Below are 21758 nucleotides of genomic sequence, written 5' to 3'. Positions count from 1 at the left end.
GAAAAAAGCCGCGGCAACCACCGCGGCTTTTTGTTTTTTAACGATTGGCCATCTGTGACATGCGTTCGGGATAACGTTCGCCCGCAACCTTGGACGGAGCCAGCAACGCGCCAAGGCTTTCGACTTCTTCCGGCGTCAGGGACACATCAGCGGCCGCGACGTTTTTCTCCAGATTGGCAATCTTCGTGGTGCCCGGGATCGGTACGATGAAATGCCCCTGCGCCAACACCCAGGCCAATGCAAGTTGCCCGGCAGTCACACCCTTTTCGGCAGCCATGTCTTCCAGAAGTCTGACCAGCGCCAGGTTCGCGTCGAAGTTTTCACCCTGGAAACGCGGCAGGCCACGCCGGAAATCATCGGCTGCAAGTCCGTCCAGCGATTTCAGCGCTCCGGTCAGCGCACCGCGCCCAAGCGGGCTGAACGGTACGAAACCGATGCCCAGCTCACGGCAGGTATCCAGCACGCCATTTTCTTCCGGGTCGCGGGTCCACAGCGAGTACTCGCTCTGAATGGCGGCAATCGGGTGGGTGGCGTGGGCTTTTCGAAGCGTTTCGGCACTGGCTTCGGAGAGGCCAAGATGTTTTACCTTGCCCTGCTTCACCAGTTCCGCCATCGCCCCCACAGTTTCCTCGATTGGCACATCCGGGTCGACACGGTGCTGGTAAAAGAGGTCGATGGCGTCAACGTCGAGGCGCTTGAGGGAGGCTTCGGCGACGGCACGAACATTTTCCGGTCGACCGTCCGTTCCCACCATCATCTGGCCCGCGGGCTTGCTGCCATCAATCTTGAAGCCGAACTTGGTGGCAATCACCACCTTGTCACGGTAAGGCTTCAGGCCCTTGCCGAGGAGAATTTCGTTCGTGTAGGGCCCATAAACTTCCGCCGTATCGAAAAATGTAACGCCGAGGTCAACAGCGCGATGCAGCGTCGCGATCGCACTGCTTTCATCGCCCGTCGGGCTATAGGCATGGGTCATTCCCATGCAACCGAGTCCGAGCGCCGATACGGTCAGATTGTCTCCAAGGGTTCTGCTTTTCATCTGTTCGTCCTTCCATAAGGAACCGCCCGTCATCAGGGCGTGATTGGAACATAGCGAATGAGAACAGCAAAAATAATCACTGCAAATCCGCGTGGGTTGTTCTATAATTTAGAACAATGAACCGTGTGCAACTCTCCCAACTGGCCGTTCTCTCCGCCGTTGCCGAAGGCCGGAGCTTTCGCAAGGCGGCTGCCGAACTCGGCATTGCCCCTTCCGCCGTCAGCCATGCGGTCTCGTCGCTGGAGGCGAGCCTGGGCCTGCGGCTACTTCACCGTACCACCCGCAGCGTTTCTCCGACAGAGGAAGGAAAGCGGCTTCTCGAAACCTTGGGTCCGGCGCTTGCCGATATCGACGCCGTCATCGATACCCTTGCCGAACAGGGCGGTCGACCCGCCGGTCCTTTGCGCATCACTCTCCCCAGACTTGCCGCTGAAGATCTTATTGTGCCCCGGCTGGGGGAATTCCTGCGGCTCTATCCCGAAATCTCCCTCGAAATTTCGACCGATGATCGCTTTGAAGATATTGTCGCAAAAGGTTTCGATGCCGGGCTTCGTCTCGGGGAACATCTCGATGCAGATATGATCGCCGTGAAAGCGAGCGGGGCCTGGCGTGGCGCGATTGTCGGCGCACCGTCCTATTTTGCGGAAAATCCGCCTCCCCGTGATCCGAGGGACCTCATCCGGCATCGCTGCATCCGCCGGCGTTTTGCGAGTGGATTGATCTATCGCTGGGAGCTGGAGAAAAATGGCAAAGCGCTTGTGGTCGACGTTCAGGGGCCGCTGATCCTGTCGGACCAGAGTCTCATTCGCCGGGCGGCGATAGACGGCGCAGGGCTTGCCTTCGTTTTTGAACAGCGTGTCGAAGACGATATAAGGGAGGGCAGGCTGATCCGCGTTCTCGAGGATTGGTGCGCGCCGTTTGACGGATTTTACATCTATTACCCCTCGCGCCGGCAGATGCGTCCGGCGCTGAGGGCCTTCGTGGATTTCTTCCGCTTCCGGGGGTGATCAGAAGGTGATGCGATAGCGGATATGGCCGTCGCTTTTCACGTAGCTGTCGTAGAGCTTCTGGGCGCGGTAATTGTCCTCACCGGTGTTCCAGTAAAGCCTGGACCAGCCCTTTTTCTTGCAGATAGCGATAAGGTCGTCCATCAGCGCCCGGCCCGTCCCCTTACCGCGGATTTCGCCATCGACAAAAAGGTCTTCCAGATAGCAGTCAGGCGTTTTCACCCAGGTAGAATCATGGAAGTGGTGAATGGCGAAACCGGCCATGCGGTCGCCAAGCATTGCCACCCGCATCGAAACGCGGGAGGCGGGGTCGAGAATGCGCTCCCATGTATGGTCGGTTACCTCGTCGGCAAGATCGACATCGTAAAAGGCGAGATAGTCGTTCCACAGGCGCAGCCATTCCGCCCGGTCAGCCGGCTGCGCATCGCGAATTACAAGCTCCATTTATGCACCCGCCTTGTCGAGAAGCGTCATCATCTCATCCGTCAAGGTCAACTCAACGGCGCGTTTGAAGCTTTCGAGCTGGGACAGGCTGGTGGCGCTGGCGATGGGCGCGGTTATCGCCTTCTTTCTCAACAGCCAGGCCAGTGCAATATCTGCAAGCTTGGCCCCCGTTTCGACCGCCACCGCATCCATGGCCCCCAGGACGGCAAGGCCACGGGCATTGACATATTCGCCCACGCGATAGCTGCGGGCGACGCCCTCTGTATCGGCCTTGGCACGATATTTCCCGGTCAGAAAGCCGGCCGCTAGGCTGTAATAATTGATGACGCCAATCTCTTCCTTCTGGCAAAGCTCGGCAAGCAGGCCTTCGAAATCCTTGCGGTTATAGAGGTTGTATTCCGGCTGCAGCACGTCGTAACGCGGAAGATTATTTTTTTCTGCCGTGTCCAGCGCATCCTGAAGCTGGCTCGCGGAATAGTTGGAGCAGCCTATGGCGCGAATTTTTCCCTGTTCCTTCAGTTTTGCGAAGGCGACAAGTGTTTCTTCCAGCGGCACGTCGGCATCCGGCTTATGCGCGAGGTAAAGGTCGATATAATCAGTCTGAAGCCGCTTCAGCGAAGCTTCGACGGCTTCGGCGATCCACTTGGCACTGAGACCGGTCTTCTGGCCGCGATTGTCGAAACCCACCTTGGTGACGATCACCGCGTCCTCGCGCCTGACGCCGGATTGCTTCAGCCACTTGCCGATGATGGCCTCGGATTCACCGCCCACATGCCCATCCACCCAGGCGGAATAGACATCTGCGGTGTCGATGGCGTTGAACCCCGCATCAAAAAAGGCGTCAAGCAGGGCAAACGACGTCTTTTCATCCGCTGTCCAGCCAAACACGTTGCCGCCGAAGACGACGGGGGCGATGGAGAGGCCGGTGCGGCCGAGGCTTCGTTTTTCCACGGGGAATGCTCCTGTTGCTGTCTTATCGCAAGGTTAGCAACTGCCCGCCGGCATAACCATTCAATTCCTTTGATGGCAATCATCAGGCTGCGGGAGGTCCGAGATTATCAGGCGTGAAAGCCGCGATAGTGGCTGGGCGGATAACGGTTATGCTGCTGCCAGACCCGTCGCAAATGCCGGGCGGAGGCAAAACCCGCCCGTTCGGCAATGGCCTCCATATCAAGGCGGCTGTTTGCGAGAATATCACGGGCGAGGTTGACCCGCATCAGGTTGACATAATCGATGACGCTGATGCCGGCATGCTCGCGAAACAGACGTGAGAGATGCCTTTCGCTGAGCGCGGCGATATCCGCTAGCCGCTCCAGCGACCAGTCCTGCGCCGGTTCGGCCATTACGCGATCCTGCACCCGGTGAATGGCGGGATGGATGTGGTTGCGGCCTGTGAGCCAGGGGGAGATTTGCGGATCGTTACCGCTACGCCTGAGATAAACCACCATGGTTTTGGCGATGCGTGCCGCAACCGCAGGCGATGTCAGCCGGGAGACCACATGCAGCATCAGGTCGATGCCGGTGGAAATACCGGCGCTGGAGAAACGGTTGCCGTCCTCGACGAAAAGGCGGTTTTCGGCCACCTGTGACAATGGCGCAATGCGGCGTAGCCCCTCTATACAGTCGGCATGGGTCGTGCAGTTGCGGCCGTCGAAAAGGCCCGCTTCGCCCGCCAGAAGCGCGCCGGAGCAAATGGAAATCACCGTAGTGTCGGGACGCACTGCACGGCGCAGCCATGTCGCCAGCGCCTGCCGCTCACGCTGCGTTCCCGGATCACTGTCGAAGCGTGATGTGCTCCCGGAGATCAGTAGAAGAGCATTTTCCGGCAACGTCGCCGGCAAGCTCTCAAGCCGGGCAAGCGCAAGGCCAATGGAAGTTTGTTGCTCGTCGCTCGCAGCAATGTACCGGCAGTCAAAATGAATGTCGCGCTGTTCCCCGTTGGCATAACGGATCACCTCAAGCGGGCCGGCTATATCGAGCAACAGCGCATGTGGCGGCACAAGCGTATAAAAGGGAACGACGCGGGTGCCGCCCTCATCCATCAGGCGGCCTCTTTGATGGTTGCAAGCACGTCGCTGACAGTTGCGATGCGCGCGAAGCGGCCAGCCAGCACCAGTTCGGTTCGCTTGCGGATATCTTCCGCACTGAAAACGGTGCCGGAAGCATGTGTCATCGGGAAAGTCAGCGTCGCTTCGCTGACGTAGTCGACTTTGTAACCAAGATCGGAAGCGTGCCGGGTCGTGGTTTCGCAGCATTGCTCGGTACGGATGCCGGAGACGATCAATCGGTTGATGCCCTTCTCAGTCAGCCAGATTTCAAGACCGGTGCCGGCAAAGGCCGAATGGCGGTTCTTGTGAAAGGTGACATCTGGGGTAATTCTTACGCCCTCAAGTGCACGGATGTAACCGCTGTCTTTTGAGAAGGCCTTGTCACCATCGACATGGAAGATCTGCACAACGGGAATACCAGCAGCTTTGGCGCCATCGATGAGCGCCTGCTGCTTCTCAAGATAAAGCGTGAGGCCGCTTTCATCAAAGTAGGGGGCGTGACGAAAGGATTCCTGAACGTCGATGACAAGCAGCGCGGTGTTGGAAGAGGACATTTCACGGTTCTCTGTTGGGTTCATGTCTAGCATCATTTTCCTTTTGATATACGTATAAAAGCAGCCAGACCGACAATGACCGGACAAATCCGGCCATTCTTTATCAGTCGCGCTGCCGCGGCTTGCCAGAGTGTGTGGCGGTGCTAAGTTTCCAGGAATGACAGAACGGGAGAACGGAATGCTGCGCTTCGGAATAATCTCAACGGCGAAAATCGCTCAGGACCACGTTATTCCGGCAATACAGGATGCACAGAACTGTGTGGTCAGCGCCATCGCCAGCCGCGATCCTGCCAAAGCGCGCGCGGTGGCCGATCGCTTTTCAGTGCCCTACGCTTTCGGCTCCTATGAAGAAATGCTGGCTTCTGATGTCATCGATGCGGTTTATATTCCGCTTCCCACCTCGCAGCATGTGGAATGGACCGTCAGGGCGGCTGATGCCGGCAAGCATGTTCTTTGCGAAAAGCCGATTTCATTAAAGGCCGAGGAGATAGACGCCCTTATTGCCGCGCGCGACCGTAACGGCGTTATCGTATCCGAGGCCTTCATGGTGGCCTACGCTCCGGTCTGGGCGAAAGTGAAAGAACTGCTGGCTTCGGGCGCAATTGGTTCGCTGAAACATGTGCAGGGCGCTTTCACCTACTTCAACCGCGATCCCGGTAATATGCGTAATATTCCCGAACTGGGCGGCGGCGCCCTGCCGGATATCGGCGTCTACCCGACGATCGTGACGCGTTTTGCCACCGGTGCGGAACCAAAACGTGTGCAAGCGACCGTCGAACGCGACAGTGAATTCGGCACGGATATCTACGCTAGCGTCAGGGCCGATTTCGGCGGTTTTGAACTGAGCTTCTATCTGGCGACACAACTCGCCTCCCGCCAGCTCATGGTCTTCCATGGCACGAACGGTTACATCGAGGTAAAGTCGCCCTTCAACGCCAATCGGTGGGGCGCGGAAGAGATCGAGTTAACCAATCAGACCCATAACGCCTCGCAAATCTTCCGGTTTCAGGACAGCCGTCAGTACAAGCTGGAAGCGGAGGCCTTTGCCCGTGCGGCGAAAGGTGAGGACGACGTCGTCACGTTGGAAAGCTCAAGGAAGAACCAGCTTTTCATCGACGCCATCTACCGGGCGGCGGAAAAGGACGGCTGGGAAACGGTTTAGTCTCGCTCTTGCCGTTGCCTTTGAAGCCGCCAATAGCCGTAAAGCGCCAGCACCAGTGCCGCGAATGCTGAAAAGACAAGTGGCACGAGCGGTTGCACCAGGGGGTTGCGCCATTGCAGCAGCGCAAAAAGCCCGACGCTGACAATACGTGCTGTAAAAGTTACGGCGTTCATCAAGAAACCGTTCGGCCTAACTGATGCCTCAGCATTGACCCTGTTCAGCCGCCAGCTTGTTGCGAGCCCCGTTGCCGCGCCGGGCACGCGGGCGACGAGCGCATCAACGCCGAGATAGAACATAAGCAGACAGGTAACGATAATGTCGGCGGCCAGCCCGCAAATCTCGGTAAGGGCAAAGCGCGGAAGCCTCAAGGCCGGGGGGCTTTTAGAGGGTTGGCTGGGTGGAACGCGAGCGCTGCAGCACGAGAAGGCTGATAACGACACCGACGACACCGAAATTGTAACCGGCGAGTGCCAGAAGCAGCGACATCAGCGGTACGGCCGTGGGAGAAAGTGCAATCGCCACGCCATAGGCACCGATAATCATCATGCAAATGAAAACGATGCTGAAAACCGAACGTAACGCAACTGCGGTTACGCCAAGCAATGTGGCGGTAAGAAAAATCATGATGCCGCCTCCTCTTTGGTTGCCGGGCCTAGGACAGACGTAACGCCGTCTTCCCTAACGAACCCTTGTTTTCTCCTCCATTCCCCATTTTCCTAACTCGGTAGTTGAGGATATGGTTTCATCGCGGTTAAAAAAGCGCTGGCCGGCGCTGGCATTTCCGAATCGACGGCTTTTGGTTACAAACAGGCATGAGCGATATCTTCTCCCACGCCGCATTGAGCAATCTTGCCGAATTCTCGGTCTCCGAACTGTCGGGCTCCATCAAACGCACTGTGGAGACGGCGTTCGAACAGGTGCGGGTGCGGGGCGAAATTTCTGGTTATCGTGGGCCGCATTCGTCAGGACACGCCTATTTCTCACTGAAGGATGATCGCGCCCGCATCGATGCGGTGATCTGGAAGGGCACCTTCTCGCGGCTGAAATTCCGCCCGGAAGAGGGCATGGAAGTCATCGCCACCGGCAAGATCACCACCTTTCCCGGTTCCTCGAAATACCAGATCGTCATCGAAAACCTTGAGCCCGCCGGCGCCGGCGCGCTGATGGCGCTTTTGGAAGATCGCCGCCGGCGGCTGGCGGCGGAAGGGCTGTTCGATCCGGCTCGCAAGCGCCGCCTGCCTTTCATGCCGCGCGTCATTGGAGTTGTGACCTCGCCAACGGGCGCGGTCATCCGCGATATTCTCCACCGCATTTCGGATCGTTTCCCGGTCCATGTCGTCGTCTGGCCGGTCAAAGTGCAGGGCGAAGGCTCGGGTGAGGAGGTGGCGAACGCCATTCGCGGCTTCAACGCGCTTCAGCCCGGCGGCGAGATTGCCCGCCCCGATGTAATGATCGTTGCGCGCGGCGGCGGCAGCCTCGAAGACCTCTGGAGCTTCAATGACGAAATCGTCGTGCGCGCCGCTGCCGAGAGCGAAATCCCGCTGATTTCCGCCGTCGGACACGAGACCGATACGACATTGATCGATTATGCCGCGGACGTGCGCGCCCCGACGCCGACGGGAGCCGCCGAAATGGCCGTGCCCGTGCGTGCAGAGCTGGAAGCGCAGCTGTCGGGCCTCGCTGCCCGCCTTTCCGGTTCGGTCTTGCGGCAGATGGACAATCGCCGTCAAGGTGTGCGGGCGCTGGTGCGCGCGCTGCCTTCGCTCGATCAGCTTCTTGCTTTGCCGCGCCGCCGGTTCGACGAGGCCGCGAGTGGTCTTGGTCGCGGATTGGAAATAACAGCTCTCAACAAGCGCCGTGCCTTCGAACGTTCTGCCTCGGGTCTCAGACCGGAAAGCCTGTTGAACGGTCTCAAACACCACAGGCAGGGGATCAGCGAACGCATACACCGGGCCGAGACCCTGGTGGAACGCCGCCTGTTGCAGGGCAAGGGCCGCGTTGATGCTTTCGATTCCGCGTTGCGTTCGCTCCCCGCCCGACTTCTCGGCCAACTGGAGCGGCAGAAGGAACGCGTCGTCACCGCGTCTCGTCGCGCCGATACCGCCGTGTTGCATCGCATGGCGCAGAACCGTTCCGGTCTCGCCGCCCATGATCGTATCCTGCAATCGCTGTCCTATAAGAACGTGCTGAATCGCGGCTACGCGGTGATCCGCGATGATGAGAACCGGCCGCTGACTCGTGCGGCGGCTATCGCGTCAGGCGCTGTTGTCTCTATGGAATTTGCCGACGGTCGCGTCTCCGCCATCACAACGGGAGAGGGGACGCCGTCCCCGGATACGCCCGTCGCGTTGAAAAAGAAGCCGGTAAAACCGGCTTCTTCGGACCCTGGCAATCAAGGCAGCCTGTTCTGATCAGATTGATGCCGCATCTGAAAAACGGCGGCTGACGGTGAAGGTTTTTTCGATATCGGGATGCAGCTCCATGCCAAGGCCAGCGCCTGGCGGCACGGTGATCATGCCGTTCTTCACTTCCGGCAATGCGGTCACGAGATCGCGATACCAGGTCTTGTAGAAGGCACGCACGCTTTCCTGCACCAGCGCATTCGGCGCATTGAGCGACAGATGTGTGGAGGCGCAGAGCACCACCGGCCCGGTGCAATCATGCGGGGCGACCGGCAGATGCCAGGCTTCCGCCATCGAGGCAATCTTGCGCGCTTCGGAAATCCCGCCGCACCAGCTGATATCAAGCATCACCACACCGGCAGCACCTGTCTCGAGCAGGTCGCGGAAGGCCCAGCGGGAGCCCAGCGTTTCGGACGCGGAAATCGGTGCGGGCGAAACAGCGGCATACCGCGTCAGGCTGGAAAGGCTGTCCATCTTGATCGGGTCTTCATGCCAGAAGGTCTGGTATGGCGTGAGCCCCTTGGCGATCTGCATGGCGGGCAGAAGCTGCCACATGGAGTGAAACTCCACCATGATATCCATCTTGTCGCCCACCGCTTTGCGGATTTTTTCAAACGGCTCAAGCGCAGTCTTCAGGTCCGGCATCGAGATATATTGCCCGCGCGTCTTCTCCGCCGCTGCATCGAAAGGCCAGATCTTCATGGCCGTGATGCCGTCTTCCAGCAGCGAATGGGCAAGCTCGTCCGCGCGATGCAGGAAGCCGTTCAAATCGTCATAATCCTTGCCACCGGAGAGGCCGTAATTGGCCGTGTGCTGGCCGGTAGCTTTCTTGATATATTCAGTGCCCGCGCAGGTATTGTAGGTGCGGATTTCCTTGCGGCTGAAACCACCGAGCAGCTGGGCTATCGGCTGGTTGGTGGCCTTGCCGAAAATATCCCAAAGCGCAATATCGAATGCCGAATTGCCGCGCACTTCCGCACCGGATGAGCGGAAGCCGAGATAACCGACGAGATCCTGCGCCAGAAGGTCGATCTGCAGCGGATCGCGGCCGATGACCCTGGGTGCAATATATTCATGCACATAGGTCTCCACCGTCTCGGCGCCATAAAAGGTTTCGCCAAGCCCGGTAATGCCTTCATCCGTATGGACCAGAACCCAGAGCAGGTTTGCCCGTTCCGCCACGCGGACGGTCTCGAGTTTGGTGATTTTCATGAAGTGTCTCCTCCAGAGGCAGTCAGTTTCCGTCTGGGACTGCGTTGAAAAAAATCAGGCGATGCCGGCCGCCAGAAGCGCGTGAACGCTTTCATCGAAATGACGCGCCATCAGCGTTGAAGCGGTTTGCGGGTCACCGGCGGCAATGGCCTGTCCGATGGCGATGTGAAGTTCGCCTGCAGCATGTCGCTGTGCATCGGATGTGCGGCTTTTCCAGCCGATCGGCCACGTCTGGCGCGTTACATTCTGAAAGGCGCCGAGAATGAGTTCAAAAACCGGGTTCTTGGAGGCTCTTGCAACAGCAAGGTGAAAAGCCAGATCATGTTCCATGACCTTGTCATTGTCGCCAAAGTCCCGCTCCATGTTGTTGGCATGGTCGAGAATGGTGAGCGCTTCCGCATCCGTTCGTCTGAGCGCCGCGAGCGTCACGGTTCTGACTTCGATCGTGCGGCGCACATCGTAGATCTGCTGGATATTGATCTGTTCGGTGTGAATGCCGTGTTCGAACATCAATGACATCGCACCATGATCCAGCGTCGCTACCGTAGCGCGTTTGCCGGCGCTGACATCGATCAGCCGCATGGCCGATAGGGACCGGAAGGCCTCACGGACGACGGTGCGGGAAACGCCGAGCTGCTGCGAGAGCGAAAGTTCGCTCGGGAGCTTGGCGCCGGGCGCAAGTTCGTTTTCGCGGATATGACGGGTGATCGCGCCAATCGTGCTGCTGACGAGACCGGATTCATGCGAAATGGCACTTAACATTTTTCCTCCAACCTGTAGTACAGGTTTACGGAAAATTGCTTACAGGATTTTTGGGCGCGAAACAAGCGGCATCATGGAGCATTATGTTTGCCAAGCGGAAATGCCTACGCTTCGAAATCCCGCAAGAACCGTTTCAACAGCTGGTTCAGCGTCGTGCGCTCTTCCTCGCTCAGAGTGGAGACCAGGCGCTGCTGGTTTTCGACATGTGCACCGACCGCTTCCTCGACAATGGAAAATCCCGGTTCTGTTAACGATATCAAAACGCTGCGCCGGTCATCGGGATTATGTATGCGCTTCACAAACCCAGCTTTTTCGAGCTGGTCGATGCGGTTGGTCATGGTGCCGGAGCTTACCATTGTCATCGCCAGCAGATCGCCGGGGGAAAGCCGGTAGGGTGATCCGGAACGCCGTAATGTTGCAAGAACATCGAAAGCGGAGGAGGAAAGACCGTGCTTCAGCAACACGGTCTCCACCTCTCGCGCTAGATGGGTGGTGAGACGGTTCAGGCGCCCCAGCAGCGCCATGGGTTCGACATCGAGATCGGGCCGCTCCCTGCGCCATTGCGCCAGAATGTGATCGACACGGTCAAGTGATTCTTTGCTCATCATCAAGGCATAACAATTAGTATCTTGACGTCAAGATAAAATCACTTAGGATGCATTTGTCTTGATATAGAGATTCTTGAAATGAAGAAAAACACAGGCTATGCCGCCGATGTGCTGACGACTGCCCTTGCTCCCGCTATTTGGGGCACGACCTATTTCGTCACGACCGAGCTTTTGCCTCATGGATACCCTCTGCATGTCGCCATGCTGCGCGCATTGCCGGCTGGCGTGTTGCTGCTGCTTTTCGTGAGAAAACTGCCAAACGGTATCTGGTGGCCGCGCAGCCTCATTCTGGGGGCACTGAATTTCTCGTTCTTCTGGGCGATGCTTTTCGTTTCGGCCTATCGGCTGCCCGGCGGCGTGGCGGCAACGGTGGGCGCGGTCCAGCCCCTGATCGTGATTGGCCTTTCCCGGCTGTTTCTCGCGACACCGGTCCGGCCGCTGGCTATCGCGGCCGGTTTTCTGGGTATTGTCGGTGTGGCGCTTCTGGTTCTGGCGCCGGGGCCTGCGATGGATGGTATCGGCGTGGCGGCAGGCCTTGCCGGTGCCGTGTCCATGGCTTTTGGAACAGTGCTGACCCGCAAATGGCGTCCGCCGGTGTCGAACCTGACGTTTACCGCCTGGCAACTGACAGCCGGTGGTATCCTGCTGCTGCCGGTCGCGTATTTTTTTGAACCCGCACTGCCGACGCCGACGGCCGCCAATATTCTCGGCATGGCCTATCTGGGTCTTATCGGCGCTGCCTTGACCTATTTTCTGTGGTTCCGCGGACTTGCCCGCATCGAACCTTCCGCCGCCGCATCGCTTGGTTTTCTAAGCCCGGTCGTTGCAACCCTGCTCGGCTGGCTGGCGCTCGGCCAAAGCCTCACGCCAGCGCAGATCGCAGGTTTCGTTGCGGTGCTCTTCAGCATCTGGCTCAGTCAGCGCAGCCAGTTGCCGAGATAGGTGTCGTCAGGCCCATTCGCCCTTGCGCATGACAGGAACCGTGGAGCCATCCGGCCTCACGCCATCGATATCCACCCTGTCGGAACCGATCATCCAGTCGATGTGGATCAGGCTGGAATTGCCGCCCTGCGCCTTGATCTGATCCTGCGACAGCGACGCGCCGTCGAGGAAGCATTTCGAATAGCACTGACCGAGCGCGATGTGGCACGAGGCATTTTCATCGAACAGCGTGTTGTAGAACAGGATGCCGCTTGCCGAAATCGGCGAGGAATGCGGCACCAGCGCCACTTCACCGAGACGCCGCGCGCCTTCGTCAGTGTCGAGTACCTTGTTCAATACAGCTTCGCCCTTCGAAGCCTTGGCTTCGACGATACGTCCACCCTCGAACTTCACCTGGATATCGTCGATCAGCGTTCCCTGATGCGACAGGGGCTTGGTGCTGGAGACGTAACCGTCGACCCGCAACGCGTGCGGTGTCGTGAACACTTCTTCGGTCGGGATATTGGGGTTGCAGGTGACCCCATTCTTGGCGGTGGAGGCGCCGCCATGCCATTCGTGGCCGTCCGCCAGGCCGATTTTCACATCCGTGCCGGGGCCGGTGAAATGCAGTGAAGCGAAACGTTCGCCATTCAGCCACGCCGAGCGCTTGGCAAGGTTGGCATTGTGCTCAGCCCATGCGGCGACCGGATCAGCCAGATCCACCCGCGAAGCAGCGAAGATGGCGTCGGCAAGCCTGCGGACCGCTTCGTCTTCCGTCACGTCGGGAAACACCTGCTTTGCCCAGGAGGGGTTCGGATAGGAGATGATGTTCCAGTTGATGTCGAAGTTGGAAATCTTCTCCAGCGCCGGCTTATAGGCGGTGGAGTTTGCTTTATTGGCGCGGGCAACCTTGGCGGGGTCCTGTTCGGCCAGCAGCATGGGGTTATCGCCGGCAATTGCCAGCCGCGCCGCGCCGTTCGAATAGGCCTTTGCCATGCCATCATAAAGCCAGCCGGAAGCCCGGTCGAAATTGGCGTCGCTCGCATGGCGATAGCGGGCAAGCGTGGTTTCTTCGTCGGAGTAAAAGGTGGTAACCAGTCCGCCGCCCGCCATATAGGCATGTTTTGTCAGCAATCGCACCAGCGGCAGCGCTGCCAGCGGCGCGGTAATCACCAGATCCTGATCCTTCTGCAATTGCAGACCGACCTTGATGGCGACTTCGGCCAGTTTTTCGAGTTTGACGGGATCGATGGGGGAAACGGTCATGATCTGCCTTCGTCTATTTCAATCGGAGGCGCCGACCATAGCCCATTCCTCCTGAAAGCCAAACGCTTTCAGGCGCGCCCCTGCGCCTCAATCGGCGACCAGCGGTGCGGCAATGGCCTTCAGTGCCGTTTGGGCATCTCGGGGAGAAAGCCTCACCTGCAAGCCGCGCTGCCCACCATTCATGTAGACATAATCATGCGTCATCGCTTCGGCCTCGATGGCCGTAGGCACCTGCTTCTTCTGCCCGAAAGGGCTGATGCCGCCGACATGGTAACCGGTGGCACGCTCGGCATCGGCAGGTTTCATCATGCTGGCGGATTTGCCTCCGAAAGCGGCCGCAAGCCTCTTCATGCTGACCTCACGATCCGAAGGGACGACGACACAGACCGGCTTGCCGTCCAGCTCCGCCATCAGCGTTTTCAGCACCAGATGCGGTGGCTCGCCGATCGCCTCGGCCGCCTGCAGGCCAATGCGGTCTGCATTCGGGTCGTAATCATAGGTAACGGTGGTGAAGGCGACGCCCGCCTTGTTCAGCATCTGGGTGGCGCGGGTTGTTTTGGACATGGCAGATTGCAGTCACGCAAAAAGAGTCTGGTAGGTTTCAGGCTTGAAACCGACGGTTATCTTGCCCTTCGCCTCCAGCACCGGACGCTTGATCATGGAGGGCTGCTCCAGCATCAGTGCAATGGCCTTCTCGCGGCTCAGGCCAGCCTTCTGGCCGTCATCGAGTTTTTTGAAGGTCGTACCGGCGCGGTTGAGAACCGTTTCCCAGCCCGCGGCATCGCACCATGTCTCCAGATGGGCGCGGTCAATGCCCGAGGCCTTGTAGTCATGGAAAGAATAGTCGACGCCATGGGTTTCCAGCCAGCTTCTGGCCTTCTTCATCGTGTCGCAGTTCTTGATGCCGTAAATGATGATCGTCATGCTGCCAGCCTCTTTGTCTTCAAGCTTTCCGGCATAACAAAATATCCGCCTTATTCAACCCGCCAGCTGAAGCGCCCTGCGTCCTTTTGAAGACGTTAAGCCTGAGCCATGCGAAATCGCAATGGCTGATATCCGAACGAGCGCGGGCAAAGCTGCATGGCTTCCCTGCTACATCATGAGTTGTAGAACGGTGCGGAAATGCCCATTATCTGGGCATCAAAGATGGAGAGAAAAATGCGTCAGGTTGCAAAGACATCGCGTAACTTCTTCGGTGAAACTTTCGCCGTTCTCGGTGCAGCGCTCTCGGTTTCGGCCGCTGTTCGCGCGCATCGCAAGCCCGCCCGTGCCGATCTCGAAGCCCTCGGCATCGATGGCAAGGCATTCGACAAGGTTCAGCTCTAAGCTGGTTATCGTTCCCGGCGAGGCGGCACCGCCTCGCTCGCGCCAGATACCGGAACACCCTGTTCTCGGCGGGCGCTACAAACTGCGCTTTTGCTGGCGCATCCTCTGCGTCTAACAGCAGTGGGGCAGCTAATGCCAGGCATGTATGCCGTGCTTTTTCACGCAAGCGTTATCGCGCCGCCATCTTGTGCGCCGACCGCTTCTGCGGCCTGAATATTTTTTCCGGCAGATATAATTGACTTTCCGGCTGCTCATAGCGGTCCGCTTTCGCCGAAAGCGGGAAGCGCCCGAGAGATTCGTGCCGCGTCTCCCCATTATGGCTGAAGATGAGTTCGAAGCTGCCCGCCAGCCAGCTATATGGTTTTTCAACAGGCATGATGTCGATTTTCCCGCAGCCATAGACCACGGTGAGATGCGGCGTGAACGACGATGCGGCAACAAAGGGCAGATTGGCCCGCCAAAGCGCGCGCTGCACCATCTTCGCCAATGCTCTGAGCTCCAGCATCTCGCGGCGGCTGCTTAGCGCCAGACAGCTGCGATTGCCGAAAAGCGAGCTGCCATCGAACGTAATCGGAACGGGACGCGCCCTTATTTCCGCCAGTGCCGCCTTCAGCCGGTTTGCGAAACCGCGAGGCACGGTGTCGAAACACCCGACGCAAAGGAGGGTGATATGCAGAAGCTCGGCTGGATGGGCCGCCCGCTTCGTCCGCCCGGCGGCATGGCACGATGCATCGGTGAAAATTCTCTCCGCCAAGGCCACGGGCGGCTTCAGCACGATTAAGACCTTGTTGCCAAATCGCGGATTGACCCGTCGCTGCTTCTCCAGATCGAAGCCTTCGAGGAAAAGCTGCCCTGACCCTCCATTATCCGTCAACTCGAAACTCACGACGATGCTCCACGGCCTTTGCTCAAGGCCGCAATATTATCATCGCCGAGGAAAATTGGAAGAACAAAAAGCGAACAAAACTTCACCATATGCCGGGCAATATCCGATACGGCCGTTCGCGAACGCAATCCGTATGACCCGGCAACTCGGTCTGGAACAGACGATCTTCCGAGCTGGTCCGCGGGACCAACATTCCGCTAGCCAAGGTGGCGGGAAGCAGGGCCAACCAACAAGCCAATGCGAGTGGCATGTCGATGGGGCCAGGCAATGACGGGGCAGTGGCTGAGGGCATGCCTTTCTTTTATGGTTCTCTGCCTGTGATCGTCGGGGTCGATCCTCGTCCGGATCCCATCGCGCGGGCTTATTCACTGCGAAGAACGTGTTTGACATTCTACCTACTAGTTGGTAGGTAAAAGCATGAAAAGCTCTAAATCCAAAGCCGATGACATTCTCCAGTGCGCCCGGACCCTGATTGTAAGAGGGGGCTATAATAGTTTTAGCTATGCCGATATTTCCCATGTAGTCGGCATTCGTAACGCGAGTATTCATCACCATTTTCCCAGCAAGGCGGACTTGGTCGCGAAACTGGTGTCACAGTACAGGCACGAGGCCGAAGCCGGTATCGCCGCGCTGGAGCAGCACATTCCAGATCCGCTGGAGCAGCTTCGCGCCTATATCGGCTATTGGGAGCGCTGCATCGCCGATGCAACCCACCCCTTCTGCGTCTGTGCGCTGCTTGCCGGCGAAATACCGATTCTTCCCGAAGCGGTCGTTTTCGAGGTGCGTGCGCATTTTCGGAGTCTCTCGGACTGGCTTACAGCCGTGCTGGAGCGCGGCGCTTCCCAGGGGCGCCTTGCACTAACCGGCACAGCGCGGGTCAATGCTGAGATGTTCATGGCCACCATGCACGGCGCAATGCTCTCAGCGCGCGCACATGGCGATGCCGCAAGCTTTGGCGCCATAACCCGCCCGATGCTGGAGCGCATCACCGCTTGAACTGCATCTTGCGAGGGGCGTCGACGCATGACCCAAACGAGACCGACCGATCAACTAATGACGCTGCTCTGGCAGACATGCCGGCGACAATCTGCGTTCCGGACCACCCCATCTTTCAGGAAGAGAAAGGCAATTTCGCATGTTCGGTATTTCTTCGCTTGGCTGGATCCACACGCTCGGCAGTCTGCCCGCCATTCCCGCGGCCATTTTCATGTTTACCCGTTACGGTCGCATCGTCCCCCGATCCACGCCCGGGGCAATCTACTTTGTGTCCATGCTGATTGGCGCTGCAACTGTCTTTCTTGTGGCGCATCAGCCAATCAGCTACGTCGTTGGCGTCCTGACCATCCTGTTCCTGCTTGCAGGCTACGGTATCGAACGCGTTCTGGGTTCAACGCGTATCGCCAGATATATTGAAACCATCTGTCTCAGCATTACCGCGTTTCTGTTGATGGTCCCGACGGTGAGTGAAATTCTGCGCCGTGTTCCCGACGGTCATCCGATAGTGACAGACCTGAAATCGCCGCTGCTTCTCGGCGCCCAGGCAGGATTGCTGGCGATCCTCGTGGTCGGCCTGACTGCCCAGATGATCTATCTCATCCGACAAAACAAAAACGCCGCGAACTAGTCGCGGCGTCGTCTTTCTTCCTTAGATACGGTGGCGTTGCGGCAGCAACCTCACCGTATCGAGTATGGTCCTATTCCCACTCGATCGTGCCGGGCGGCTTGCTCGTGACATCGTAGACGACACGGTTGATGCCGCGCACTTCGTTGATGATGCGGGTTGCCGCACGGCCGAGGAAGTTCATGTCGTAGGGATAGAAATCCGCAGTCATGCCGTCCACCGAGGTCACCGCGCGCAGCGCGCAGACGAAGTCATAGGTTCGGTAGTCGCCCATGACGCCAACAGTCTGGACCGGCAGCAGCACGGCGAAAGCCTGCCAGATGGTGTCGTAAAGACCGGCCTTGCGGATCTCGTCGAGATAGATCGCATCCGCTTTACGCAGGATATCGAGCTTTTCACGGGTAATCGCACCGGGGCATCGGATCGCAAGACCCGGACCGGGGAAGGGATGGCGGCCGATGAAGCTTTCCGGCAGGCCGAGTTCGCGGCCAAGAGCGCGCACTTCGTCCTTGAAGAGTTCACGCAGCGGCTCGACGAGTTGCATGTTCATGCGCTCGGGAAGACCGCCGACATTGTGGTGGCTCTTGATGGTCACCGAAGGGCCACCGGAGAAGGAGACACTTTCGATGACGTCGGGGTAGAGCGTGCCCTGCGCGAGGAAGTTCGGAGCACCCTTGCCATCGGCGGCAATCTTGGCCGCTTCGGCCTCGAAAACCTCGATGAACAGACGGCCGATGGTCTTGCGCTTCACTTCCGGATCGGAAACGCCGGAGAGTTCGCCGAGGAACAGGTCGGATGCGTCCACATGAACAAGCGGAATATTGTAGTGGTCGCGGAACATGCCGACGACCTGTTCGCTTTCCCCAAGCCGCATCAGCCCATGATCGACGTAAACGCAGGTCAGCTGGTCGCCGATAGCCTCATGAATGAGTATGGCTGCAACCGAAGAATCGACGCCGCCTGAAAGTGCGCAGAGCACCCGGCCGGTGCCGACCTGCTCGCGGATCTTGCGGATCATCTCGGCGCGATAGGCCGCCATCGTCCAGTCGGATTTCAGGCCAACGATCTTGTGCACGAAGTTTGACAGCAGCTTGCCGCCATCGGGCGTATGCACCACTTCCGGATGGAACATGGTGGAGTAATAGTGGCGCGTCTCGTCCGCTGCGATGGCGAACGGTGCGTTTTCGGAGGTTGCGATGACCTCGAAGCCTTCCGGCAGCTTCGTCACGCGGTCGCCATGGCTCATCCACACCGGGTAGCTTTTTCCCTGCTCCCAGAAGCCTTCGAACAGCGGGCTAGCCTTCTTGATGTCGATATCGGCACGGCCGAATTCCGCCGCATGGCCGCCCTCGACCACGCCGCCGAGCTGTGTGCACAGTGTCTGCTGGCCATAGCAGATGCCGAGGATCGGTACCTTGCTGTCGAACACTGCCTGCGGCGCGCGCGGGCTTCCTTCCGCCGTGACAGATGCGGGGCCGCCGGAGAAGATCACGCCCTTGGGCTGAAGTTTCTCAAACGCCTCTGCGGCATTCTGGAACGGGTGGATTTCGCAATAGACCCCGGCTTCGCGGATGCGGCGCGCAATCAGCTGCGTCACCTGGCTGCCGAAATCGATGATGAGAATGCTGTCGGGATGGGCTATCTGGGTCATGGCGAGCCTTTAAAGAAAATGGCGGCTTTAGGCAACCCGGAAGCGGGCTTCAAACGGCGGAAATTTGCTAAAATCGCAAGGTTTCAAAGGGCAATCACGTCATCTTCGATAGCGCGGCAGAGCTGGTCGACGGCGTCTGCCAGCTTTTCATCGATGATATCAAGATACTCTGTCCAGTCGTCTACATGGTTCACATTGCCCTTGCCGTCGGAAATACCGCGCAAGCCGATGAGGGGCACACCGAAGCGCTGGCAGACGCGCAAGACCGCAAAGGTCTCCATTTCCACCATATCGGCATCGATCAACCCATAGGCTTCTCCCGAAACGACGTTGCCGCCGGTGGAAACCCTTGCCTCGGCAATATCGGGTATCCGGAGCGGCAGGGCCAGTTCGGCGGGCAAATCGAGAAACGGCGTGCGCCCCTTCTCGAAACCAAAGGCGGATGCGTCCATATCGCGATAGGAAACCGAAGCCACTTGGTAGATGCCCGTTTGTTGCAATGTCCGCGAACCGGCGGAGCCAAGCGAAACGACGAGGTCGGGCAGATGGTCAGCCGCATCGAGACCAGCAAGAACGGCCGTCACCGAAATGGCCGCTTCAACCGGGCCGACGCCGGTCATCAGGGGCGTAATGCGCGCCTGAAGGTGGGGGCCGTATTCGGCAGAAGCCGCCATGACGAAAAGAATGGATTTATCGGCGACGTGCGAAAGCCGGTAGCTCATCCGGTAATATCCTCGCGTCCTTTCACCACCATCATCGTGCCCGTCATTGAGGCGATCAGCTTTGCCGGTCCCCCGTCCGAAAGCGCATAGGCGCGGCCATCGGCGACGATGAGATTGCTGCCGGGCTTGATGATCTCGCCGCGAAACAGGAACCGCTCACCGCGTCCCGGCGACATCAGGTTGACCTTGAACTCGATGGTCAAAAGGGAGGCTTCCGGCTCGATGATCGTATAGGCGGCATAGGTGCAGGCAGTATCAAGGCCGGCAGCGATGACGCCTGCGTGCAATATGCCATGCTGCTGGGTCAGCTTTTCATGGAAGGGAAGCTCGATTTCCACCAGCCGGTGTTCGATGCGGCTTATCTCGGCATTGATGGCCTGCACCACGCCTTGCCGCGCAAAGCTTCTTTCTATCCGCTGACGAAAATCGCCGGGATCCGTAATCTCCATGGCCTACCTGCCTGCTTTAAGTCCCAACGCAAACTGACATGGCGCGTGGCGGCAGGCAAGGCAAGGGTAGTGCGGCAATTAGTTCAACATGACGATGCTGGCGTTGAGCGCCGTGGCAAAGGCGACCCACAAGGCATAGGGCGCGAAGAGCAGGGTGGATGTTCGGTCGCGGCTATAGGTCAGAACCATAAAGGCGATGATGCAGATCAGCATGGGAATGATGATGATGAGCGCGCCTACAGGGCTTTGCATACCGAAGAAGATCGGCGACCACAGAAAGTTCAGCACCATCTGCGTAAACCAGAGCCGCATGCACGTCCCCATCCGCTTCCTGATCCAGGTTCGGGCGCCAGCAACGCCGATCAGCACGTAAAGCGCGGTCCAGACAGGCCCGAAAATCCAGTTGGGCGGATTGAAGAAAGGCTTCTGCAGCGATTGATACCATTCGCCGGGCACATTGTTGACGCCGATCAACGCCCCTACGGCAACAACGACAACCACAAAGACAATATAGATCGCAAGATTTCTCATGATCGGTCCAATGCGCCGGCTGGGCTTTTGTTCCCCTGTTTTTTCAATATTTTAGCTGGATAGCCGCACGATGTGCTGGTCCCATGCCACATCGCTGCGCCGGGTTCCGAAAAACCCCTGATAGGACGAAACCGCGATGCCTCTTAAGGCGGGCGCAACACCTGCCGCGTCCCGCACTGTCGTCTCGGAAACCACACGCCCGGTTTTTGCATCCAGCGTCACGGCGGCGTTGCCGTTGGGCGAGGTCAGGCCAACCAGCTGATCGCGTCGGTTGACGGCGATGGCACCCACATAATTGGCAAGGCGGACCGTTGTTTCTTCCGGTAGATCCACAAAGGTTACATCCTCACCCCTAGAGAAATGGCCGACAAGTGGCGGAAGATCGTTGCGCGGTCCTTCATACTGGCAGGCGAACCAGATGCGTCCGTCATCCCCGATATCGACATGACGTGTGGATAGCTGCCGCAGTCCGTTCGGCATCGCGTGTTTCTGAATCAAATGGCCGGTTGCGACGTCCAGCAGCACGAGAGAAGGTTGCATCCTGTCAAGGTTGAGCTTGGTGCGGCCGAAATCCGGATGGGTTTCGATACCACCATTGGCGATGATGATCGTTCGCCCGTCGTCGCTCACCGTCATGTCATGCGTGCCGACGCCATGCGCGTCATATTCGCCGATGCGTATGAAGCCGTTTCTGGCGTCATAGAGCCCGATAACGCCACGATTGCCGTCGAAGTCGTTTTCGCTGGCATAGAGGATCGACCCATCTGGCGAAAACTGTCCATGACCGTAGAAATGGCGGTTTTCCGGCGTGTGCATCACGATCGGTTCGCGATGCCCCCCGGGGTCGAAGGCCATAAAGAATGTCCCCGGCCGGCGGGCAAAGGCCACGGTTACGCCGGTCGCGTGGCTCGTCGCCATTCCATGGGCACGGGCAGGAAGCGTGACGCGGTCGATGATCTCGCCGCGCTCGCTCACCGTCGCAATGCCGTAGGACCCGTCACGGGCGCGGAAGGCAGAAGCAAAGACCGCATCTGTCCGCTCAAGCGCATAAAGTGAACGGGGAGCCAAGGCGGTGAGGAAGGAAACTCCCGCCGCTTTGATGAAGCTGCGCCGATCTATCAGTGTCCGCTTGGTGCCGGAGATCATC

26 protein-coding genes are annotated in these 21758 nt (G+C 58.6%); 7 read left to right on the top strand and 19 right to left on the bottom strand.

What is annotated here, in order from left to right:
• Window positions 1-37: 37 nt before the first annotated feature.
• Window positions 38-1039, bottom strand: a complete 1002-nt coding sequence (locus DOU54_RS21935; RefSeq protein ID WP_113380865.1) for an aldo/keto reductase — start codon at window positions 1037-1039, stop codon at window positions 38-40.
• A gap of 116 nt (window positions 1040-1155) precedes the next feature.
• Here DOU54_RS21935 and DOU54_RS21930 point away from each other — a divergent pair, with 116 nt between their 5' ends.
• Window positions 1156-2046, top strand: coding sequence for a LysR family transcriptional regulator (locus DOU54_RS21930; protein WP_004439376.1), 891 nt, complete (start codon window positions 1156-1158; stop codon window positions 2044-2046).
• Here DOU54_RS21930 and DOU54_RS21925 read toward each other — a convergent pair whose 3' ends face one another.
• The 4 genes from DOU54_RS21925 to DOU54_RS21910 form a co-directional block, all read right to left on the bottom strand.
• A complete protein-coding gene (locus DOU54_RS21925) occupies window positions 2047-2490 on the bottom strand; it encodes a GNAT family N-acetyltransferase (protein ID WP_035206628.1) in 444 nt (147 codons plus the stop codon). It abuts the gene before it with no gap.
• Window positions 2491-3441, bottom strand: a complete 951-nt coding sequence (locus DOU54_RS21920) for an aldo/keto reductase (protein WP_113380866.1) — start codon at window positions 3439-3441, stop codon at window positions 2491-2493.
• A gap of 107 nt (window positions 3442-3548) precedes the next feature.
• Entirely contained in the window at window positions 3549-4532 is a 984-nt protein-coding gene (locus tag DOU54_RS21915) for a GlxA family transcriptional regulator (RefSeq protein WP_006699725.1), read from the bottom strand.
• The gene (locus DOU54_RS21910; protein WP_045533036.1) at window positions 4532-5092 is read right to left on the bottom strand and encodes an isochorismatase family protein; all 561 of its coding nucleotides are present in this window, start codon (window positions 5090-5092) and stop codon (window positions 4532-4534) included. The genes DOU54_RS21915 and DOU54_RS21910 overlap by 1 nt, the downstream gene beginning before the upstream one ends.
• Window positions 5093-5270: 178 nt before the next feature.
• Between DOU54_RS21910 and DOU54_RS21905 the strand changes: the two genes are divergently transcribed.
• Entirely contained in the window at window positions 5271-6254 is a 984-nt protein-coding gene (locus tag DOU54_RS21905) for a Gfo/Idh/MocA family protein (protein ID WP_113380867.1), read from the top strand.
• Here the strand turns inward: DOU54_RS21905 and DOU54_RS21900 are convergent.
• Window positions 6251-6622, bottom strand: a complete 372-nt coding sequence (locus tag DOU54_RS21900) for a hypothetical protein (protein ID WP_048902645.1) — start codon at window positions 6620-6622, stop codon at window positions 6251-6253. The genes DOU54_RS21905 and DOU54_RS21900 overlap by 4 nt on opposite strands.
• A 13-nt stretch (window positions 6623-6635) precedes the next feature.
• Window positions 6636-6878, bottom strand: a complete 243-nt coding sequence (locus DOU54_RS21895; RefSeq protein ID WP_006699721.1) for a hypothetical protein — start codon at window positions 6876-6878, stop codon at window positions 6636-6638.
• A 188-nt stretch (window positions 6879-7066) separates the two neighbouring features.
• On the opposite strand from DOU54_RS21895, the gene xseA reads away from it, so the two are divergent.
• Entirely contained in the window at window positions 7067-8665 is a 1599-nt protein-coding gene (xseA, locus tag DOU54_RS21890; RefSeq protein WP_113380868.1) for an exodeoxyribonuclease VII large subunit, read from the top strand.
• On the opposite strand, the gene DOU54_RS21885 is transcribed toward xseA, so the two are convergent.
• The 3 genes from DOU54_RS21885 to DOU54_RS21875 all read right to left on the bottom strand — a co-directional run bounded on the left by DOU54_RS21885 (window position 8666) and on the right by DOU54_RS21875 (window position 11235).
• Window positions 8666-9868, bottom strand: coding sequence for a mandelate racemase/muconate lactonizing enzyme family protein (locus DOU54_RS21885; RefSeq protein ID WP_113380869.1), 1203 nt, complete (start codon window positions 9866-9868; stop codon window positions 8666-8668).
• Between the two features lie 54 nt (window positions 9869-9922).
• Window positions 9923-10630, bottom strand: a complete 708-nt coding sequence (locus DOU54_RS21880; protein ID WP_004439405.1) for a FadR/GntR family transcriptional regulator — start codon at window positions 10628-10630, stop codon at window positions 9923-9925.
• A 104-nt stretch (window positions 10631-10734) separates the two neighbouring features.
• Window positions 10735-11235 (bottom strand): MarR family winged helix-turn-helix transcriptional regulator, encoded by a 501-nt coding sequence (locus tag DOU54_RS21875; protein WP_113380974.1) that lies wholly within the window; start codon window positions 11233-11235, stop codon window positions 10735-10737.
• Between the two features lie 81 nt (window positions 11236-11316).
• Between DOU54_RS21875 and pecM the strand changes: the two genes are divergently transcribed.
• Window positions 11317-12180 carry a 4-hydroxybenzaldehyde efflux transporter PecM gene (gene pecM, locus DOU54_RS21870; protein ID WP_113380870.1) on the top strand — a complete coding sequence of 288 codons (864 nt, stop codon included), beginning with the start codon at window positions 11317-11319 and terminating at the stop codon, window positions 12178-12180.
• A gap of 6 nt (window positions 12181-12186) precedes the next feature.
• Here the strand turns inward: pecM and DOU54_RS21865 are convergent, their stop codons facing one another.
• The 3 genes from DOU54_RS21865 to DOU54_RS21855 all read right to left on the bottom strand — a co-directional run bounded on the left by DOU54_RS21865 (window position 12187) and on the right by DOU54_RS21855 (window position 14349).
• On the bottom strand, window positions 12187-13425 hold the full coding sequence (locus DOU54_RS21865; protein ID WP_112766070.1) for an aminopeptidase: 1239 nt from the start codon (window positions 13423-13425) through the stop codon (window positions 12187-12189).
• Window positions 13426-13512: 87 nt separating this feature from the next.
• Window positions 13513-13989, bottom strand: coding sequence for a Cys-tRNA(Pro) deacylase (gene ybaK, locus DOU54_RS21860; RefSeq protein WP_004439416.1), 477 nt, complete (start codon window positions 13987-13989; stop codon window positions 13513-13515).
• A 12-nt stretch (window positions 13990-14001) separates the two neighbouring features.
• On the bottom strand, window positions 14002-14349 hold the full coding sequence (locus DOU54_RS21855; RefSeq protein ID WP_035206648.1) for an ArsC family reductase: 348 nt from the start codon (window positions 14347-14349) through the stop codon (window positions 14002-14004).
• A 234-nt stretch (window positions 14350-14583) separates the two neighbouring features.
• Here DOU54_RS21855 and DOU54_RS27585 point away from each other — a divergent pair, with 234 nt between their 5' ends.
• Window positions 14584-14751 carry a hypothetical protein gene (locus tag DOU54_RS27585; RefSeq protein WP_003503889.1) on the top strand — a complete coding sequence of 56 codons (168 nt, stop codon included), beginning with the start codon at window positions 14584-14586 and terminating at the stop codon, window positions 14749-14751.
• A 169-nt stretch (window positions 14752-14920) separates the two neighbouring features.
• Here the strand turns inward: DOU54_RS27585 and DOU54_RS21845 are convergent, their stop codons facing one another.
• Window positions 14921-15637: a 2'-5' RNA ligase family protein gene (locus DOU54_RS21845; protein WP_077986565.1), complete on the bottom strand. Its 717-nt coding sequence runs from the start codon at window positions 15635-15637 to the stop codon at window positions 14921-14923.
• 417 nt (window positions 15638-16054) lie between these two features.
• Here DOU54_RS21845 and DOU54_RS21840 point away from each other — a divergent pair, with 417 nt between their 5' ends.
• Entirely contained in the window at window positions 16055-16633 is a 579-nt protein-coding gene (locus tag DOU54_RS21840; RefSeq protein WP_113380872.1) for a TetR/AcrR family transcriptional regulator, read from the top strand.
• Between the two features lie 139 nt (window positions 16634-16772).
• Window positions 16773-17261 carry a hypothetical protein gene (locus tag DOU54_RS21835; protein ID WP_006699713.1) on the top strand — a complete coding sequence of 163 codons (489 nt, stop codon included), beginning with the start codon at window positions 16773-16775 and terminating at the stop codon, window positions 17259-17261.
• 70 nt (window positions 17262-17331) lie between these two features.
• Here the strand turns inward: DOU54_RS21835 and guaA are convergent, their stop codons facing one another.
• From guaA to DOU54_RS21810, 5 genes are all read right to left on the bottom strand, one after another.
• Window positions 17332-18909 (bottom strand): glutamine-hydrolyzing GMP synthase, encoded by a 1578-nt coding sequence (guaA, locus tag DOU54_RS21830; RefSeq protein WP_072493853.1) that lies wholly within the window; start codon window positions 18907-18909, stop codon window positions 17332-17334.
• A gap of 83 nt (window positions 18910-18992) precedes the next feature.
• Window positions 18993-19631 (bottom strand): 5'-methylthioadenosine/S-adenosylhomocysteine nucleosidase, encoded by a 639-nt coding sequence (locus DOU54_RS21825; RefSeq protein ID WP_113380874.1) that lies wholly within the window; start codon window positions 19629-19631, stop codon window positions 18993-18995.
• Window positions 19628-20080, bottom strand: a complete 453-nt coding sequence (locus tag DOU54_RS21820) for a PaaI family thioesterase (protein ID WP_113380875.1) — start codon at window positions 20078-20080, stop codon at window positions 19628-19630. The genes DOU54_RS21825 and DOU54_RS21820 overlap by 4 nt, the downstream gene beginning before the upstream one ends.
• A gap of 78 nt (window positions 20081-20158) precedes the next feature.
• Complete coding sequence (locus tag DOU54_RS21815; protein ID WP_113380876.1) at window positions 20159-20611, bottom strand: TspO/MBR family protein; 453 nt, start codon at window positions 20609-20611, stop codon at window positions 20159-20161.
• A 51-nt stretch (window positions 20612-20662) separates the two neighbouring features.
• Entirely contained in the window at window positions 20663-21757 is a 1095-nt protein-coding gene (locus tag DOU54_RS21810) for a DUF1513 domain-containing protein (RefSeq protein WP_113380877.1), read from the bottom strand.
• Window position 21758: the final 1 nt, after the last annotated feature.

It is taken from the genome of Agrobacterium sp. MS2 (assembly GCF_003261015.1).
GTDB lineage: Bacteria > Pseudomonadota > Alphaproteobacteria > Rhizobiales > Rhizobiaceae > Agrobacterium > Agrobacterium pusense.
The sequence above is the reverse complement of the archived record's forward strand: the minus strand, read 5'-3'. Positions and strand labels throughout refer to the sequence as shown.